Source organism: Streptomyces sp. NBC_00271, from assembly GCF_036178845.1.
In the GTDB taxonomy this organism is placed as follows: Bacteria; Actinomycetota; Actinomycetes; order Streptomycetales; family Streptomycetaceae; genus Streptomyces.
The window spans coordinates 726,377-743,742 of the sequence record NZ_CP108070.1; the positions used below are offsets into that span (position 1 = coordinate 726,377).

The following is a 17,366-nucleotide window of genomic DNA, read 5'->3' on the forward strand; positions in this document are numbered from 1 at the left end:
ATCTGTGCTCCAAGACGACCCCCGCCGTCGACGGGAACATACGCTTCGACGCCGTGGACTCCGAGGCCGAGTCTCGCGATCGACATCGAAGACGCATACTTCACCTGACAGGCAGGACTCGTCCGGGCGGTCCCGGCTCCGCCACAAGCCGGTCGGCTGAGTCGCAGAGCCTTCGGCATCAAAGAACTTCGGGCCCTTCCAAGAACTCCGGCCCTTCAAGGCTCCGTGAGGCGCGAGCCGAGCACCCGGCTCGCCGGCCGTTGGAGGAGATGTGACCAACCTGCTCTCAGCAGTTCTCAAGGCTCATGGCGGCACGGAGCGATGGAACCAGCTCGCAACCGTGACTGCCACCATCGTCAGTGACGGAGAGCTCTTCGCGGCCAAGGGCCTGTCCCAGGACCTCCAGCCACGCCGGATGACTGTCGACATGCACAAGGAACACGCTTCAGTGCGCCCCTTCGGGGCTCCCGAACAGCGCTCAAACTTCACACCCGACCGCATCGCGATCGAACGCGCCGACGGCACCGTCGTAGCCGAACGTTTCACTCCACGAGCGTCATTCCGTGGACACACCCTGGAAACGCCCTGGGATCCGCTGGACCGCGCCTACTTCAACGGCTACGCCCTATGGACGTACCTCACCACGCCGTTCTTCGCGACCATGAACGGCATGGGCGTAGAGGAGGCGGAACCGTGGAACGAGTCGTCGACTGAGCGATGGCGTCATCTGCGGGTCACCTTCCCGGACGACATCGCAAGCCACAGCACCGTGCAGGACTTCTACTTCGGGGACGACTATCTGCTCAGGCGCCACGACTACCACGTTGACATCGCCGGCGGCTTCGCGGCCGCGCAGTACGTCTACGACATCGATGAAGCAGACGGAATCAAGTTCCCGACCAAGCGTCGCGCGTACCTCCGCCGGTCCGACGGGCGTCCCGACCACGATCACCTCATGGTCAGTATCGACCTGCGCGACGTCCACTACTCCTGACAGCACCAGCCAAGCGGAGCCCTGGCTCCTCGCCGAGGAGCGCATCCGAGTGACGGCAAGCCCTGCTCACCGGAGGGCCGGCTGTCAGACCTGATCGGCTCCGGCCCGCTTGCGCGCACGATAGTTGCGCAGGTTGGCCGCGTTGCCGCAGACGTGGACGTCGTGCCAGACGCCGCTGTTGTTGCGGGAGCGGTCGTAGAAGGCAACCAGGCAGCGCGTGTTTCGGCACGACTTCAGGCGGCGCAGGGTGTCGGTGCACTGCGCCTGGTAGACCTCGATGAGGGCGAGTGACGCCACCTGCCGCCATCCCGTACCGCGGGGCTCGGCATGGATGGCTCCGTGCTCATCGAGCCGCAGTGCGGTGGGCAAGGTCATCAGTGAAGCCGCTGGGCCGGGTTCCGTCGCCGAGTCACCGAGCTGCGCGTGGAGGCTCTGACCCAGGTCATGACGGAAGTCGCGCAGGCCCTGCACGTCCTCGGCTGTCAGTTCGATGCCGGGTGCGGGCCGGTGGGACACGCCACTCCAGCTCTTCAATGCCTGGTCGAGCCAAGCACGGGCGCCCTCAACGGTCTGCAGAAGGTCGGGCTCCCGGGGCTTGCCGGCGGACAGCGTGTTGAGCAGGTCCTGCACGAAGGCCAGCCCGCCCGTGGCGGGCTCCAGGCCGTATCGGGCTGTCGCAGTCCAGGACATTCGCGGATCTCTTTCGGTGACGGCAGCTACAGCAACATGTCCATAGCCTATTTACTTATTACGTCTGAAAGTGTAACTCTCCGAATGACGAGTGTCGGCTTCCCGAAGTCCCGCGCAGGGCCCGATGGGTTCGCCCATGCAGGCTGTGCCGCTCAGCCCTTGGCGGACCTCGCCGAGCCCCACAGTGCGCCCTGGTTGACTCGGCCAGGATGCAGTTCCAACATGCCGCGATAAAGGTCGAGAGTGGTCGTGGTGCGCTCTGCGACCGCCTCGAAGTCGTGGATGTAGCGCCGGGTCTCGGCGATTGCCCTCGGGTCGTCCGGACGATCGGGGTTCTTGTGTCCCGCGACCACCGCTTCCGGCTCCAATGCGGCGATGGTGTCGAGCGCGTCCAACCAGGCTCGGCGGCCCTCGGCGGGCGATTCCGCGAGGTAGAGGTGAACATCGTTGTAGACGGCGTCTCCGGCCACGACCAGGCCGATCGACGGCACGTGCAGACAGGTGGTGTCATCGGTGTCCGTGTGCCCGAGTCCCACGACGACGAGATCGTGGCCCTCCAGCTCCAGCCGATCGCCGGCCAGCGGCTCCGCGGCCACGAGCCTGTCCGGGATCTGGCCGGGGAAGCGCTTGTCCCAGAACGACGCGACGAACTCCGGCGCCATCTGCTTCTTCATCTGCTCCACCACCGCCGGCGTCGCCACCGCACGCGCTCCCGGGAAGCGTTCAAGAAGGGTGCCCAGCCCGAACCAGTGGTCACCGTGCCCGTGGGTCACGAAGACCGTGGTGAGGTTCATGCCGCTCGCCGCAACCCACTCGGCCAGCCGGTCGGCCTGCTCGGCGGTCATCAGCGCGTCAACCAGCACCGCGTCGCGCTCGCCCTTGATCAGTGTGGCCGTGATGGGCGACCACATGCGCCGGGGTGTGTCGGGCGGCAGGTCCGCGATCTCGGTGGGGATCGACGGCGCCACGTGGACACTCCAGCTCAGTTGCGCTCCGGGCATGATCGCTTCCTTGGGACTCAGAGGCAGCCACGAGAGAGCTGTAACCGATCAGCCATGTCGATACCCGTACATACTGCCTGGCTTGTCGTACTTCTTCAGCCGAAACTAACTCGACTAAACGACAGATGCAATGCGTGTATGATTATGTCGAATGGTCGTCATCGTGTGGGGCATTGAGTTTCGCTGCGCAAGCAGTCCGCCGCGGCAGGTACGTGGCCAGACGACCGCGCGGGCCGCACGTTGCCCCTCAGAGAGGAGTCATCATGACCGCATCCGCGCCCAGCTCTCTGGAGTACGAGACCTTCGTTTCGGACGGCACACCCCGGGCCGGCGAGGAACGTCTGCCGAACGGCGACCGGCTCGTTTCCTCACCCCTGACCTCGACGCTGATCTTCGGGGAAGAGGACGCCGTCCTGGTCGATCCGCCTTTCACCCGTGAACAGACCGAACAGGTCGGTGACTGGGTCGAGCGGTCCGGCAGGCGCCTGACCCACATCTACTCCACCCACGGGCACGGCGATCACTGGTTCGGTACCGCGGAACTCGTGAAGCGATTCCCCGGCGTCACTGCCTACGCGACCCGCGGCACCATCGAGGTCATGCACCAGCAGGCCACCGACGGGCGCGAACAGATGTGGGACAAGCGCTTCCCCGGCCTGATCCCCGACAGCCCGGTTCTGGCCCAGCCCATTCCCGCCGACGGCTTCCAGCTGGAGCGCAACCTCATCCAAGCCGTCGAGGTCGGACACACGGACACCGACGAGACGTCCGTCCTGCACGTGCCGTCCATCGGCCTCATAGTGGCCGGCGATGTCGCCTACAACGGGGTGCACCAGTACATCCTCGAAGGCGGCAATGGCGGCCTGCAGGAATGGCTTGCGGCCATCGATCGCGTCGCCACGCTCGAGCCGCGCACGGTTGTGGCCGGCCACAAGAACAAAGATCTACCGGACGATCCCGCCATTCTCGACAGAACCCGGCAGTACCTGCTGGACGCCATTCGGCTGCTCGACGAAAACCCGACGGCCCGCGAGTTCTTCGACCGGATGACAGGGCTCTACCCGGATCGGCTCAACCCCGGTCCGGTGTGGTACGGAGCGGTCGGGCTACTGGGAAAGTGACTAGGAAGAGCCGTCGTGGCGCCAGCGCAGCGGCTGACACGAACGGTGCCGGCAGGACATCGCCGGTCACCTGAGTAACTTCACGCTACGCAATCCGGGTGGCCCACCAGGCCAGGAAGTCGAAGGTCGAGAACACGTCACCGCAGCTTCGTGGCCGCGCCAGGCCACGCGGCGGGCTGCGAACCTCGAGACATGGAAGGCGGCGTTCGAATTTTCCCCGCCCCGCTCTGCAGGAGCCCGATTGCCTTTTCCCGGAGGAATTTCAGATGACCACGCGTACCGACGTCATCGACCACGCCGCCCGGCGGCTTGTCGTGGGGCTCGCCACTCCCTACGACGCGGCCCGCGAGCACTACGAAACCCTCGTCCCGGAGGCCGATCTCGGCCGCTTCTCCGACATGACCTCCTGGCAGGCCACGCTCGAACTGGCCGAGATCAACGCTCCGCACGGCTTCATGCGCTATTACCGCAGCGACATCACCGCTGTGATGAACGGATCGGCGTCCTGTTGGAAGGCCACCCAGTACCTCATGGGCAACCACACCATCGCCGAACGCATGTACAGCCACGACCCATCGGTCATGCTCCACGCCCCCCTGCGGACCCTCCTGTACAGCGACCTCGACGTCAACACGAAACTGGCCATCGACCAGCCGAGCCTGCTGTTCGCCAGCTACGGAGACCCGAGCATCACCGACGTCGGCCGTGAACTCGACGCCCTCCTCGCCCGGCTGGTCACCCTGCTCGGCGGCGAGGTGCCCCCACAACTGACCCTGTGACTGTTCCGGACGGTCCTGCTCAAAGGGCTGACTGAGGCCGTCCTCGGTACGGCCGGAGCGGTGTCCGACGCGCGTCAGGGTTGGCCACCGTGGGTGTGGACAGTTGATCCTCGGTGCCGCAGGCGCATCCGGTGCCCATGCTCTCGAAGACGAAGAGGCCGTACAAACGGCAGTGCAGCGGTGGCAGGAGAACCGTTCCGTAGATGGTCAGAAATGATGCCGGCGCGCGCTCGGGTTCACGGTCGCGCGCCGGCCTCAGTCAACGCCTGCTCAAGCAGGGACAACTTCGCCGGCCAGGGGGACGGAGAAGCGATTCCGTATTCCCCGGCCTCATTCCCCGGCCTCGTCCCGGGCCATGAGAACGCGATTGAGAACCGTCTTTCGGGTGGCGTCAGTTGGCGACGTTCTCAACCCAGCGTGAGCCATCGGATGCCCAGGCGGCTGACGTCCGATGCTTCCTCCCTGGTGATCGGCTCGCGCCCCGTCGCCTTGCGCAGAAAGCGAAGCTGACCCCAGCCCAGCTTCTCCAGTGCCGCTGCCCAGCGATCAGCCGCGTTGATGCCCGGAGCGAAACGGTCGTCGGGCCGGTAGTACTCCGCTGCCGAGACCTCGGCACAGGTCGGCGCCGGCGCGGCCTGCATGCCCGGCAGCCAGGCAATCACCACCCGAACATGAGCCAGCAAGTCGCTCACCTTCCACGGTGCACACCGAGTCGGCAGACCCCACTCGGCCGCCGAAACCTCAGTCATCGCCTGGGCGAGCTGCCCCGCCTCAAGCCGAAACGCTTCAACTACCAGCCAGCGCAGGTCGGATGAACTTCACTGGCCAGAGTGGATACGTCGGATTCCGGCCGTAGCTGCGCGCGCCCGGCCCGCACCAGGAAGGTCACCCGGCCCGCGCGAGACGGGCCCCGAAGCATCCGCCCTTCGCGCCTGCACCCACCACCAGGGTCCTCATCAGCCAACCCCGCTCTGGGCGTCGCCACAGCGGGCGCTGCCGCGCTATCGCCAGAGGCAACTGCGACACAGCTATGTTCGTACGCTCTCCCATTGCGGCAACCAGGTACCGTAATGTCCGACTTGCGCGACATAGTCAAAAGGCATACGCTTGTTTCCAACGGGAGCTCGAGGTGCAGCGCCCCCTCTCTCCGGCGCCACCCATGAGCCGCTCTCCCGGCAGTGGTCGTACGGCGTGCAGCGCTGTCCCCCTGCCGCGCTCCCACCGATGGAGGTCTGACGATGATCATTGACGCTGCGGAACTCGACGCCACCCACGCGTACAAACTGCTGATCGGAAGCATCATTCCGCGCGCCGTGGCCTGGGTCAGCACGGTGTCGACCGAGGGCGTGGCCAATCTCGCGCCCATCTCCTTCTTCACCGCCGTCGGCAGGAAGCCGCCCATGGTCTCGATCACCCTGCAGCCACAGGCGGACGGCGTCACACTGAAGGACACCTTCATCAACATCCGTGACACCGGCGAGTTCGTCACCAACCTGGTGACGCTCCCGCAGGCGGACGCCATGCACGGTTCGGCGTACGGGTTCGAGCCGCACGTGGACGAGTTCGAGGCGCTCGACCTGGGCAAGGAGCCGTCCGAGGTCGTGCGTGCACCCCGGGTCAAGGACGCGCCGATCTCCTTCGAGTGCGTCGTCGACCGGATCATCCCCGTCGGGGACGACATGGTCGACCACGTGGTGTGGGGCCGGGTGGTGCGCTTCCACGTCCGGGACGACCTCTACCTGGAGCGGGGCCGGATCGACACCGCCGCCCTCCCGGCCGTGGGACGCCTGGCCGCCGAGTACACGCTGGTCGAGAACGTCTTCACCACCCCCCTGGACAAGGAACTGCTCGAAGCCCGTCACGACCAGCGGATGCAGCGCCTGGACGGACGGCCCGCCGGCTGGTCCCCGATCAACACTGCGGAATGGTCGCCCTCGGGCGAGGTCAGGGTCGCTCCCGGAAAGTGAGCGCGGCAATGAGGACAGAGCGGGTCGGAACGAGCGATGTGCGGTTCCGGCGGCAGGGCGAGGGAGACTTCGCTGTGGTGTTCGTCCACGGCTTCCTGGACGACCAGTACGTCTGGGACGACCTGATCGGCGAACTCACCACCCCCGGCATCGAATGCGTCACCCTCGACCTGGCCGGGAGCGGGGACCGCACGCAGGCGAGCGGGCCGTTCACCTACGACCGGTTCGCCGCCGAGGTGGGCGCCGTGGCCGACGCCCTCGGCAAGCCCTTCGTGATCGTCGGGCAGAGCCTGGGATCGGGGGTGGCCGAGCTGGTGGCCGCACAGCGCCCCGACCGGGCTCTCGGTCTGGTCCTGGTGACCCCGGTCCCGCTGGCCGGCACCCGGCAGCCCGACGAGGTGATGGACACCTTCCGTTCCCTGGGCGGTGACGGCGACGCGCAGCGCGCGGTCAGGACGCAGCTGTCGGCCGCGCTGGCGGAGGCGGACCTCGACCGGCTGGTGGTGAGCGGCACGCGGATGCGTCCCGAGACCGTGCGGGAAGCCGCCGACTGCTGGAACAACGGGCACCCGGCGGGCGAGCAGCCCAGCCAGTACTCGGGGCCCGTGCTCATCGTGCGCGGCGAGGCCGACGGCTTCGTCACCGACGAGTCGGTCGCCCGGGGAGTCGCGCCGCGGTTCGCCGCGTCCGAGACCGTGGCGGTCGGCCAGGCCGGGCACTGGGCCCACCTGGAGCAGCCGACCCGCGTCGCGGACCACCTCGATCGCTTCCTGGCCCGCGCGCTGCCCGCTGGGCAGGCGTCTGGCTGGACCAACGCCTTCGAGGAGAAGTCGGCCGACGTGTTCGGCGACGCGTTCGCCGCCGACGTGACGCTGGAGGCGAGCGCCCTCACCCGCACGGTCGAGGGCCGCGACCAGGTCAAGAAAGTGATGGCGGCGGCGAGCACGATCTACGACTCGCTCGTCTTCACCCAGGAGACCGTCAACGGGGAGCGCAGCTACCTGGAGTGGCAGGCCACCGCGTTCGGCGGCACGCAGATCGACGGCGTGACGATCCTGACGAAGAACGCGGACGGGCAGATCGTCCGGGCCGCCATCCACCACCGGCCGCTCGGTGCCGTCCACCGGTTCTCCGCCGAACTGGGCCGCAGGCTGAACGGCGTGCTCGACGCCGAGTACTTCCACCGGGGCTGAGCCCCCGTTTCCACCATTCCGGCCAGGGCCCGGCCCTGGTCCACCGAGGAGGTTGTTCAATGGTCCAGCGCGAGGATGTCGCATTCGACGCCGACGGCGGGGTCACGCTACGCGGCTGGCTCTTCCTGCCGGACGGTCCCGGCCCCCACCCGGCGATCACCATGGCCCACGGCTACGCCGGGGTCAGGGACCACGGCCTGGAGCCCTTCGCGCGGGCCTTCGCCGAGGCGGGCTTCGTCGTCCTGCTGCACGACCACCGCAACTTCGGCGCCAGCGACGGCCTTCCCCGGCAGGACATCGACCCCTGGCGGCAGATCGCCGACTGGCGCCGCGCCATCTCCTACCTGGAGAGCCGGCCCGAGGTCGACGCCGGCCGGATCGGCCTGTGGGGTACCAGCTACGCCGGCGGCCACGCGATCGTGCTGGGCGCCACCGACCGCCGGCTGCGCGCCGTGGTCTCCCAGGTGCCCACCATCAGCGGCTTCGAGCAGGGGCGGCGCCGCATCGCGCCGGAAGCGGTCACGAAGCTGGAGGCGGCCTTCGACGAGGACGAGCGCGCCCAGGCCCGCGGCGAGGCTCCCCGGACCCAGGCCGTCGTCGGCGACGACCCGGCCGTGCCCGCCTCCTACCGCACGCAGGAAGCCATCGACTTCTACCTCCAGCCCGTACCGGAGGGTGTGTGGAGCAACGAGGTCACGGTCCGCTCCAACCGGCTGGCCCGCATGTACGAGCCCGGGACCTGGGTCACCCGGGTCTCCCCCACGCCGCTGCTCATGGTGATCGCCGCGAACGACACCGTGACCCTCACCGACACGGGGCTCGCGGCCTTCGAGCAGGCCCTGGAGCCCAAGCGACTGCAGTTGATCCCCGGCGGCCACTTCGACCCGTACACCACCGAGTTCGACCAGGCGAGCACCGGCGCCCTCGACTGGTTCCGCCGGCACCTCTCCTGACGAGCGCCCCCGACAGAGTGCAAGGACGAACCATGCCCCATCTGACCTACTCCATCGACGACGGCCTCGCCACGCTGGTCCTGACCAACCCGCCGCAGAACCGCATCGACCCGCAGATGGCCACCGACCTCGCCGAAGCGCTGGAGGCGATCGGCCACAGCGACGCCCGCGCGGTCCTGGTGCGCGCCGAGGGCCCGGACTTCAGCTTCGGCGGCGACATCGTCGAATGGCCGGATACGGACATACGCGAACTGCGGACGCTCTTCGAGCGCTACATGCAGGTCTTCAACCAGCTCGAGCGGCTCCCGCTGCCGGTGATCGCCGCCGTCCACGGGCTGTGCTTCGGCGGCGGTCTGGAACTCGCGCTCCGCGCCGACGTGATCTTCGCCGGCGAGACGGCCCGCTTCGGCCACCCCGAACAGACCCTGGGCATCGTCACCCTGCTCGGCGGGATCTACCGGGTCGCCGAGCGTGCGGGCCGGGCACGCGCCGCGGAGTGGGCGCTCACCTCAGAGCAGGTGCCCGCCAGGGTCATGGCCGACGCGGGTGTCGTCAACCGGGTCGTCGCCGACGACACCCTGCTGGCCGAGGCCACCGCCTTCGCTCGCAAGACGGCCAAGGGACCCACACGCGCCTACGCCGCACACAAGGCCCTGCTGCGCGCCTGGGCCGTCGGAGGCGTCTCCGCCGCGGACGAGGCGATGTTCGACATCGCCATGCCGCTGTTCGAAACCGACGACGTCAACAAGGGCCTCGCCTCCGCCGTCAAGGCCTTCAAGGCAAAGCAGCCCCGGCCCGCCGTCGACTTCCAGGGCCGCTGACCGGCCCCGGCCCACCCTCACCACCACAGAAGATCGCAGGCCCCCTCCCCCAGGCACCGCGCCGCCTGCCGCCGACAGCCCCGGCACCGAGGCCCGGCAGGGCGACCGCGCCACGGCATGGGCCGGACCGGCCGCAAGGCCCCCGGCAGCACGTCAGCACGGCACCGGTACGACAGTGCACGGCGCCGACACGCCGCCCTGAGCGCCTGCCCGTCCCGGCCAGCCGGCCGCGAGCCACCACCAGTCATGGAGAAACCCGGAGTGCATCCCCAGCCCCACCCCCCGCATCACAGGCGCCGCCAGCCCATCCGTATCTGGCTGCAGCCGTTCGTGATCGGCCTGGTCATCGTCTCGGCGTTCGTCAGCTGCTACGTCGGACTCATGCGCGACCCCCAGCCCCACCGGATCCCGGTGGCGGTCACGGGACCGCAGCTGGCGAACAAGGTCCAGCAGGCTCTGGGCGACTCGATCGACGTCCGGCGCGCCGACTCCACCACCGAGGCACTCGATGCGCTGCGCCACCGCGACATCGTGGCCGTGCTCGGCACCAGCCCCCACGGCAAGGACCTGAAACTCGACGTCGCAAGCGCGAACGGCCTCTCCACGACCACCGCGGTCACCAAACTCGTCACCGCCTACGCACACGGTGCCGACCAGCACCTCAGCGTCTCCGACATCGTGCCGCTCGACCGGTATGACGCCCGCGGCCTGGCCGGGTTCTATGTGTCCTTCGGGGTGACCCTCTCCGGCTTCGCCCTCGCCCAGAACGTCGTGGGACTCAGCAGCCTGCTCCACCTGCGGCACCGTTTCACCCTGATGGCCGTGTTCGCCGCAGCGTCGGGCCTTGTCGCGGCCGCCATCGCCGGCCCCGTCCTCGGCGCCATCCCCGCACCGTATCTCCCCCTCGCCTTCGTCCTCGCCCTGCTGGCCGCCGCCGCAGCTTTCACCACGAAAATGCTGGCCACCTACGTCGGCCCCCTCGGTATCCCCCTCGCCACCCTGCTGCTGCTGACCGTCGGCAACTCCACCAGCGGCGCGACCATCGGCACCGACCTGATGCCCAGCGGAGCCCGGACCGTGTCGGCACTGCTGCCCCCCGGCGCCGCCGTCCGCGCCATCGCCGACCTCAGCTATTTCCAGAGCTCCCACCTCCTCGCCCCGCTCGCGACACTCATCCTGTGGGCCGCGGGTTCCGCAGTCCTGCTGGCCTTCCGCACCACCAAACAACGCCCGGCGGCCCCCGCATCGCCCCAGCCCCAGACCGCTCCGACCCCGCACCGGTCCGGAGAAGACCGCCCCACACCACACCGGGCCACCACCGACCACACCCCCACAACCCACTGGGCCGACACCGACGAAAGACACTCCGCACCAGGCATCAGCACCACACGGCACCCGGCGTTCACCGTGCCGCCGAAAGAGCCCGACACGATGCTGAAAGCTTCGTCCGATTGCGTCTGACCGATGTGACGACAACGAGGAGTACGCCACGGCACCACCAGCACGCCCACCCGCCCCGGTCAGGTGCGGACATCTGCCGAGGAGCCGATCTCGGTGCACGCGTCGACGTTGCGCACAAGTCGCTGACGCTGCGCCGTGGAGCACGCACCGTTCTCGTTCGCCCTTGGTAACTGCCACGACCCGGACGGAACTACGGATGACGTCAGCGCGGCTGACTGCCGCTCACGCTCCGGCCGCGATGGTCCGTAGCGTGCGAACCTGGAATGCGTCGAAACGTCTGACCCCTGTGCCGTCACAACACACTCTTGCTACCGGATCGGTCTTCTCCGGACGCCCGTTCGCCTCCTTCCCCCGCGGGCGGCTGGACACGGCCGCGTGGCAAAAAATGGGAGGATTCCGCATGAGAATCGCGATTCTGGACGACTATCAAGGCGTTGCGCTGCGCCTGGCCGACTGGGATTCGCTCCACGCCGAGGTGCGCGTCTTCACTGAAGCCTTCGAAAACGAGGAGGCGGTTGTGACGGCGCTCGCCGAGTATGAGGTAGTCGTAGCCATGCGAGAGCGGACCCCCTTTCCGCCCTCAACCCTGAATAGGTTGCCAAGTCTGAAGTTGCTCGTCACCACCGGGCCGGTCAACGCGGCAATCGATCTGGATGCCGCACACCGTTTGGGTATCACCGTGTGCGGTACGGGGTATTTCTCGTACCCGACGGTTGAGCTCACCTGGGGGCTCATTCTTTCCGCGGCACGCTTGATCCCACAACAGGTGGACTCCGTTCGTCGAGGTGGATGGCAAGAGGGGCTGGGGTCGAGCCTCAGGGGAGCCACTCTGGGAGTTCTGGGCCTCGGACGATTGGGGACTGCGGTAGCGGAGATTGGGCGCGCTTTCGGCATGCGGACCATTGCCTGGAGCAAGAACCTGACACCCGCGGACGCGCAGGCGAAAGGAACGACATACGTATCGCGAGACGAATTGTTCACACGCTCCGATGTATTGAGTATTCACGTAGTACTCAGTGAGCGCACTCGAGGCCTCGTCGGTGAGCGCGAACTGGGCCTCATGAAGTCGACGGCGATCTTGGTGAACACCTCGCGCGGGCCCGTGGTGGACGAGGCGGCGCTGCTCAGGGCGTTGGTCGAGAAGAGGATCGGGTCAGCGGCGCTGGATGTCTTCGATCGCGAACCCCTTCCGGCCGATCATCCTCTGCGTTCACTGAGCAATGCTGTGGTGACACCTCATATCGGCTACGTAAGTCGGGATCTGTACGAGGTCTTCTATCGGGACGCGGTCGAGGACATCGCCGCATGGAATGCCGGGACGCCTGTTCGCACGCTGTCTTGACGGTGCGCATGGCCGCAGCTGGAGTGTTGCAGCACTACCGGCGGGCCCGGTTGGTACCGACGACGTCCTGGGCCGGCCACCCCGCAAGTCATGGCAGTTTTCATTTCCTCCGTTGGGCTGGCCTGCGCCCCACCTTGCAAGCGACGTGATCCGCAGACGGATGGCGTGCATCGGCTCATGAGGACGCACCACGCAAGCCAGCCGGCATAGGTGGCCGCCCCCGCGTACTGCTCGCCTGGCCAGTCCGGTTACTCGTGGTCACCAAGGCGCCGGAACCACGTGCCCCACATGATGCGGTGCCGTTTCTGATGCGAAACCCTGGGTTGAGTCCCCGGTTGCTCGTCAGACGGCGAGCGGCGCCGGTGTTCGGGCTGTGTCGGTCGCGCGGCTGCTTCCTGGGAAGGGGCGCCATGGGCTTGCAGAGTTCGGAGTCAAGCTGCAGACCGCCTCTCCCTCTACTGGCTGGAGGTCTCCAGATACGGGGCCCGCGGTTCCTTCGGCACGGCGGAAACTTACGAAAGCGAGGTGTCCGGCCATGGAGGTCAAAGGATCGGTCGCGCTGGTGACCGGCGCGAACAGGGGGATCGGACTGGCGTTCACCCGTGCTCTGCTCGCCGAGGGCGCAGCCAAGGTGTATGCGGGCGTCCGCGACCCCGAGAGCGTCCGGGAGCCGGGGGTCGAGGCACTGCGTCTCGATGTCACCGACGAGGACCAGATCGCGGCTGCGGCGGTGGCGGCGTCCGACGCGACCATCGTGATCAACAACGCCGGCATCCAGGCCGGGCCTAGCCTGCTGGAGGGATCTCTGGAGGGCGCGCGGCGCGAGCTGGAGGTGAACTACCTGGGCACCTGGGCGGTCTCGCGGGCCTTCGCTCCGGTGCTCGCGGCCAACGGCGGCGGAGCTCTGGTGAACATGCTGTCGGTGGCGTCGTGGCGGGTGAACAAGCGGTGGCCCAGCTATGCGGCGTCGAAGGCTGCCGAGTGGTCGCTGACCAATGCATTGCGCGTTGGTCTGCGACAGCAGGGGACGCTGGTCGTCGGGGTGCATGTGGGCTTTGTGGACACCGACGCCACCGTGGGTCTCGACGTGCCGAAGGTGCCGGCTGCGGAGGTGGCGTCGCAGACCATGGACGCGATCAGCCGCGATGTGCCCGAGGTGTTGGTCGACGAGGTCTCCCGCCGGGTGCGCGCGGCGTTGTCCGGCCCAGTGGAGCTCCTGGATCCAGAGCCGTGAACAGCGACGGCGGGATTGCCCAAGGCCATCCGACGCCAATGGAGAGGTGGAATGGACACTGACTTCGATGTCGTCGTCCTGGGTGCGGGCCCCGGCGGATATGTGGCTGCCATCCGCGCCGCGCAGCTGGGGCTTCGTACGGCCATCGTGGAGGGCCGCTTCTGGGGCGGGGTGTGCCTGAACATCGGCTGCATTCCCGCCAAGGCGCTGCTGCGCAACGCCGAGGTCGCACAGTTGATCCTGCACGACGCGGAGAAGTTCGGCGTAAGGATCAACGGGGACGTGAGCCTGGACTATCACAGCGCCTACGAGCGGAGCCGGGTGGTGGCCGACGGCCGCGCCAAGGGCGTCGGCTATCTCATGCGCAAGAACAAGATCGCCCAGTTCGAGGGCAAAGGCACCTTCATCGACCCGCACACGATGCAAGTGCGCCTGCGCGACGGCGAGGCGACGCTCTCCTTCGGCTCCTGCGTCATCGCCACCGGCGCGACCGTGAAGCTGCTTCCCGGCACGACATTGGGCAAGCGCGTCGTGACGTTCGAAGAGCAGATCCTCTCCGACAGCCTTCCATCGAGCCTGATCATCGCCGGAGCAGGCGCCATCGGCGTCGAGTTCGCTTACCTGCTGCGGTCCTACGGTGTCGAGGTGACGCTGGTCGAATACCTCAGTCGGATCGCACCGCTGGAGGACGAGGAGGTGTCGGCTGAGCTCACCAAGCGGTTCAAGCGACAGGGAATCCGCGTCTTGACCTCCGCCCGCGTTGAGTCCATCGAAGAGGCCGCGGAGCGTGTCCGTGTAGTGGTCCGGCAGGGCGACGAACAACAGGTCCTGGAGGCCGAGAGGGTCCTGCAAGCCACGGGATTCCAGCCGCGTACGGCCGGTTATGGGCTGGCCTCCGCGGGGGTACGGCTGACCGACCGCGGTGCGATCGACGTGGACGGCCATTGCCGCACCAGCCGACCGCACATCTACGCCATCGGCGATGTCACCGCGAAGTTGATGCTCGCCCACGCCGCCGAGGCGATGGGTGTCATCGCCGCGGAGAGCATCGCCGGTGTGGAGACGATGGAGCTCGACTACCGGATGGTTCCCCGCGCGACCTTCTGTCAGCCCCAGATCGCCAGCTTCGGTTGGACGGAGAGCGAGGCCCGTGACGAGGGATTCGACGTCCGGGTGGCGAAGTTCCCGTTCACGGCCAACGCCAAGGCACACGGGTTCGGCGACACGGTCGGTTTCGTGAAACTGGTGAGTGACGCGCGCTACGGGGAACTGCTCGGCGCCCATCTGATCGGCCCGGACGTGACCGAGCTGCTCCCGGAGCTGACCCTCGCTCAGAAATGGGACCTCACGGTGACCGAGCTCATCAGGAACGTCCACGCACATCCGACTCTGAGTGAGGCGGTCCAGGACGCCCTCCACGGCCTCGCCGGCCACATGATCAACCTGTGAACTTACGGTACTTGCCTGGTCTCAGCTGGAGACCGCCGGCGCTTCGCCACGCGGCTCAGCCCGGCGAGCAGTGAAGGGCGATCCTCACCCGCTTCCCGGGACGACTTCGCATCCGCCTTCACCGACGACGTCGAACTCACGCTGTTGACCACCGGCAGTGCCTTCGTGGGGCTGAAGGCGGTTCAGGTGGCTGTGAGCCTCGTGGACGGCGGCGCGCCCGGCTTCCAGTGCGGTTTCGAGGAGGTCGCCCTGGCGAGCCAGGCGGCCGACCGGCGGTGTGCCCGGGGCGGGGCGGATCGAGACGATCGTCGGGTGGCGGGCCAGGGAGGCGTCGTCTTCGGCCAGGCGTGCCTCGCGGTCGAGGAACACCCTGCGCAAGGCCGCGGGCTCACGGCGCAGCAAAGTCCTGGCGATGACCGGGGCGGAGCGCGAGGGGCGCGCCGCGTCGATCGCACGCCGGGATCGCAGCACCATGACATGGGTCGCGCCCTGGGCCAGTGCGGTTCGGTAGGGCACGGATTCGGAGATGCCCGCGTCGTAGAACCGGCGCCCGCGCAGCATCACGGGGTCGCCCGCCAGGAGCGGCAGGGCGGCGCTGGCCCGCAATGCGAGGCGCAACTCCGCGGCGTCGCCGATGAAGGGCCGCAGGTCGGTGGACTGCCCGGTGGCGGCGTCGGTGGCCAGCGGGTGGTACTCGATATCGCCGGCCAGGATCGAGGCGAAGTCCATCGGCGCGAAGTCCTGGTCGCCGTAGCGGTAGAGCACCTCGTAGAAGGCGTGGAGGTCTACGAGTGGCCGCCCGCGCAGAGGGTTCGAGTGCCGGATCGCCGTTCTGGCGTAGCGGGGATGCGCCCAGAAGCGCAGCGACTGCGGGCTGCTGCTCAGCAGCCACGCTCCGGACGCGGCGCCGGCGGAGGCGCCGTAGACGGCGTCGAAGCCATTGGTCAGCCCGAGTTCGTGCAGCGCCAGGGCCATCCCGCCGGCGATGATGCCGCGCATCCCGCCGCCCTCGATGGCCAGTGCGACGCGGTACCCGTCGGCGCGTGCCCCGGGCCGGCTGTCGGCCTGTGCGCGCTCGGTGAGCACGCGCCAGACCGGGTGCGGCCCCTCGGGCTCTGTCTCCACAGCAGGTGTGGCAGTCGTCGTCATCGTGGTCACGGCTCCAGGGGACGGCTCGGGGTCGGGATCTGCGCACAGGATCGGGAACGGCGCGGCGTGCGCGCCGCCACGGTGTTGCGCGGCTGCTACTGGCCGATCTTGGGGGTGATGACGGCCGTGGCCAAGTGCCACAGCGTGCGGCGGTTCTCCCAGCCGGGGTAGAGATGGACCATCCGAGCGACGATGTCGGCGGTGGTGGTTTCCTCGGCGAACGTCTGTGTGCTGGTTGCGGAGTTCATGGCTTGCGTCCTTCTCCGCAGTGGCTTTCGAGGCCCGACTTGGGCTCAGAGTGATCAGTGCGCAAGCTGCGGGTAGAGCGCACCGAGGTCGCCGGACAAGCCGGCCTTGACCTGGCGGGTCACCTCGTCGGCCAGCACCTCATAAGCGTCGGCTTCGACGCCGTCCAGGGCCAGCGCGGCGACGCTTGCGGGGGACGACTTGGGGGCATCGACGCGTGCGGCCAGGTCGGTGTCGACGTAGCCGACGTGCAGTCCGGTGACGTTGATGCCGCGGGGCTTGAGGTCCAGGCGCAGGGAGTTGGTCTGGGACCAGAACGCGGCCTTGGACGCGCTGTAGGAGCCGCCGAGGGCGATCCAGGACACAACCGAGTGCACATTGAGCAGGTGGCCGCCGCCGTTGGCCTCGATGATCGGGACAAAGGCCCTGGTGGTGAGCAGCGGTCCGTAGAAGTTGGTCTCGAACTCGCGGCGTACGTCCTCGATCGGCGACGTCAAGTAGGAGGCGGCGACGGCCGCACCCGCGTTGTTGATCAGGATCGTGACGTCCGGCGCGGCCGCCGCGGCGGCGGCCACCGAGGCCGGGTCGGTGACCTCGAGGGCCAGCGCGACGGCATCGGGGTGGGTGACGGTCCTGGGGTCGCGGGCGGTGGCGTACACCTTCTTGGCGCCCCGCGTGTACAAGTCTTCGACCAGGGCCTTGCCGATGCCCCTGCTGCCCCCGGTGACCAGGACGGTCGAGCCCGCGATTGCGGTCATGCGCCTTCTCCCCAAACAATGGAAACCGATCGGTTCCAGATCACCGTAAACTGATCGGTTTCCACGGGCAAGTCGACGACGTTCCCTGGCCGGCATGTACGTGAGGTCCCCCACTGACGCCCCACGACCCACGCCCCACGACCCACAAGGCATGCGTTTGACCCGGCACTTGTGACGCGGTGCCGGCCCATCCGTCCTTGATGGCCGA

General features: G+C 68.0%; 17 protein-coding genes. 11 read left to right on the plus strand and 6 right to left on the minus strand.

From position 1 onward, the window contains the following. Positions 1-340: 340 nt before the first annotated feature. Positions 341-994 carry a hypothetical protein gene (locus OG798_RS03790; RefSeq protein ID WP_328756255.1) on the plus strand — a complete coding sequence of 218 codons (654 nt, stop codon included), beginning with the start codon at positions 341-343 and terminating at the stop codon, positions 992-994. Positions 995-1,078: 84 nt separating this feature from the next. On the opposite strand, the gene OG798_RS03795 is transcribed toward OG798_RS03790, so the two are convergent. Continuing rightward, entirely contained in the window at positions 1,079-1,684 is a 606-nt protein-coding gene (locus tag OG798_RS03795; RefSeq protein ID WP_267060384.1) for a CGNR zinc finger domain-containing protein, read from the minus strand. Between the two features lie 152 nt (positions 1,685-1,836). Beyond that, the gene (locus OG798_RS03800; RefSeq protein ID WP_267060385.1) at positions 1,837-2,685 is read right to left on the minus strand and encodes an MBL fold metallo-hydrolase; all 849 of its coding nucleotides are present in this window, start codon (positions 2,683-2,685) and stop codon (positions 1,837-1,839) included. A 263-nt stretch (positions 2,686-2,948) separates the two neighbouring features. Here OG798_RS03800 and OG798_RS03805 point away from each other — a divergent pair, with 263 nt between their 5' ends. Together OG798_RS03805 and OG798_RS03810 are read left to right on the plus strand one after the other, a co-directional pair. Next, positions 2,949-3,806: an MBL fold metallo-hydrolase gene (locus OG798_RS03805; RefSeq protein WP_328756256.1), complete on the plus strand. Its 858-nt coding sequence runs from the start codon at positions 2,949-2,951 to the stop codon at positions 3,804-3,806. Between the two features lie 266 nt (positions 3,807-4,072). Next, a complete protein-coding gene (locus tag OG798_RS03810; protein WP_328756257.1) occupies positions 4,073-4,585 on the plus strand; it encodes a hypothetical protein in 513 nt (170 codons plus the stop codon). A 407-nt stretch (positions 4,586-4,992) separates the two neighbouring features. Here the strand turns inward: OG798_RS03810 and OG798_RS03815 are convergent, their stop codons facing one another. Next, positions 4,993-5,391: a maleylpyruvate isomerase N-terminal domain-containing protein gene (locus OG798_RS03815; RefSeq protein ID WP_323138789.1), complete on the minus strand. Its 399-nt coding sequence runs from the start codon at positions 5,389-5,391 to the stop codon at positions 4,993-4,995. A gap of 432 nt (positions 5,392-5,823) precedes the next feature. On the opposite strand from OG798_RS03815, the gene OG798_RS03820 reads away from it, so the two are divergent. The 8 genes from OG798_RS03820 (at position 5,824) to lpdA (ending at position 15,005) form a co-directional block, all read left to right on the plus strand. Next, positions 5,824-6,552 (plus strand): flavin reductase family protein, encoded by a 729-nt coding sequence (locus OG798_RS03820; protein WP_121417817.1) that lies wholly within the window; start codon positions 5,824-5,826, stop codon positions 6,550-6,552. An 8-nt stretch (positions 6,553-6,560) separates the two neighbouring features. Continuing rightward, positions 6,561-7,745: an alpha/beta fold hydrolase gene (locus OG798_RS03825; protein WP_328756258.1), complete on the plus strand. Its 1,185-nt coding sequence runs from the start codon at positions 6,561-6,563 to the stop codon at positions 7,743-7,745. Positions 7,746-7,804: 59 nt separating this feature from the next. Continuing rightward, complete coding sequence (locus tag OG798_RS03830) at positions 7,805-8,698, plus strand: alpha/beta hydrolase (protein WP_267060389.1); 894 nt, start codon at positions 7,805-7,807, stop codon at positions 8,696-8,698. 32 nt (positions 8,699-8,730) lie between these two features. Then, a complete protein-coding gene (locus OG798_RS03835; protein WP_267060390.1) occupies positions 8,731-9,519 on the plus strand; it encodes an enoyl-CoA hydratase/isomerase family protein in 789 nt (262 codons plus the stop codon). Between the two features lie 261 nt (positions 9,520-9,780). Then, complete coding sequence (locus OG798_RS03840; RefSeq protein WP_328756259.1) at positions 9,781-10,980, plus strand: hypothetical protein; 1,200 nt, start codon at positions 9,781-9,783, stop codon at positions 10,978-10,980. A 400-nt stretch (positions 10,981-11,380) separates the two neighbouring features. Further along, the gene (locus OG798_RS03845; protein WP_095857058.1) at positions 11,381-12,322 is read left to right on the plus strand and encodes a D-2-hydroxyacid dehydrogenase family protein; all 942 of its coding nucleotides are present in this window, start codon (positions 11,381-11,383) and stop codon (positions 12,320-12,322) included. A 535-nt stretch (positions 12,323-12,857) separates the two neighbouring features. After that, the gene (locus OG798_RS03850) at positions 12,858-13,556 is read left to right on the plus strand and encodes an SDR family oxidoreductase (protein WP_121417809.1); all 699 of its coding nucleotides are present in this window, start codon (positions 12,858-12,860) and stop codon (positions 13,554-13,556) included. A gap of 51 nt (positions 13,557-13,607) precedes the next feature. Continuing rightward, a complete protein-coding gene (gene lpdA, locus OG798_RS03855) occupies positions 13,608-15,005 on the plus strand; it encodes a dihydrolipoyl dehydrogenase (protein ID WP_121417807.1) in 1,398 nt (465 codons plus the stop codon). A gap of 84 nt (positions 15,006-15,089) precedes the next feature. Here lpdA and OG798_RS03860 read toward each other — a convergent pair whose 3' ends face one another. The 3 genes from OG798_RS03860 to OG798_RS03870 all read right to left on the minus strand — a co-directional run bounded on the left by OG798_RS03860 (position 15,090) and on the right by OG798_RS03870 (position 17,158). Next, complete coding sequence (locus OG798_RS03860; protein WP_328759978.1) at positions 15,090-16,154, minus strand: patatin-like phospholipase family protein; 1,065 nt, start codon at positions 16,152-16,154, stop codon at positions 15,090-15,092. Positions 16,155-16,249: 95 nt separating this feature from the next. Further along, positions 16,250-16,402 (minus strand): hypothetical protein, encoded by a 153-nt coding sequence (locus OG798_RS03865; protein ID WP_267060394.1) that lies wholly within the window; start codon positions 16,400-16,402, stop codon positions 16,250-16,252. Positions 16,403-16,456: 54 nt separating this feature from the next. Then, positions 16,457-17,158, minus strand: a complete 702-nt coding sequence (locus OG798_RS03870; RefSeq protein ID WP_121417805.1) for an SDR family oxidoreductase — start codon at positions 17,156-17,158, stop codon at positions 16,457-16,459. Positions 17,159-17,366 lie beyond the last annotated feature (208 nt).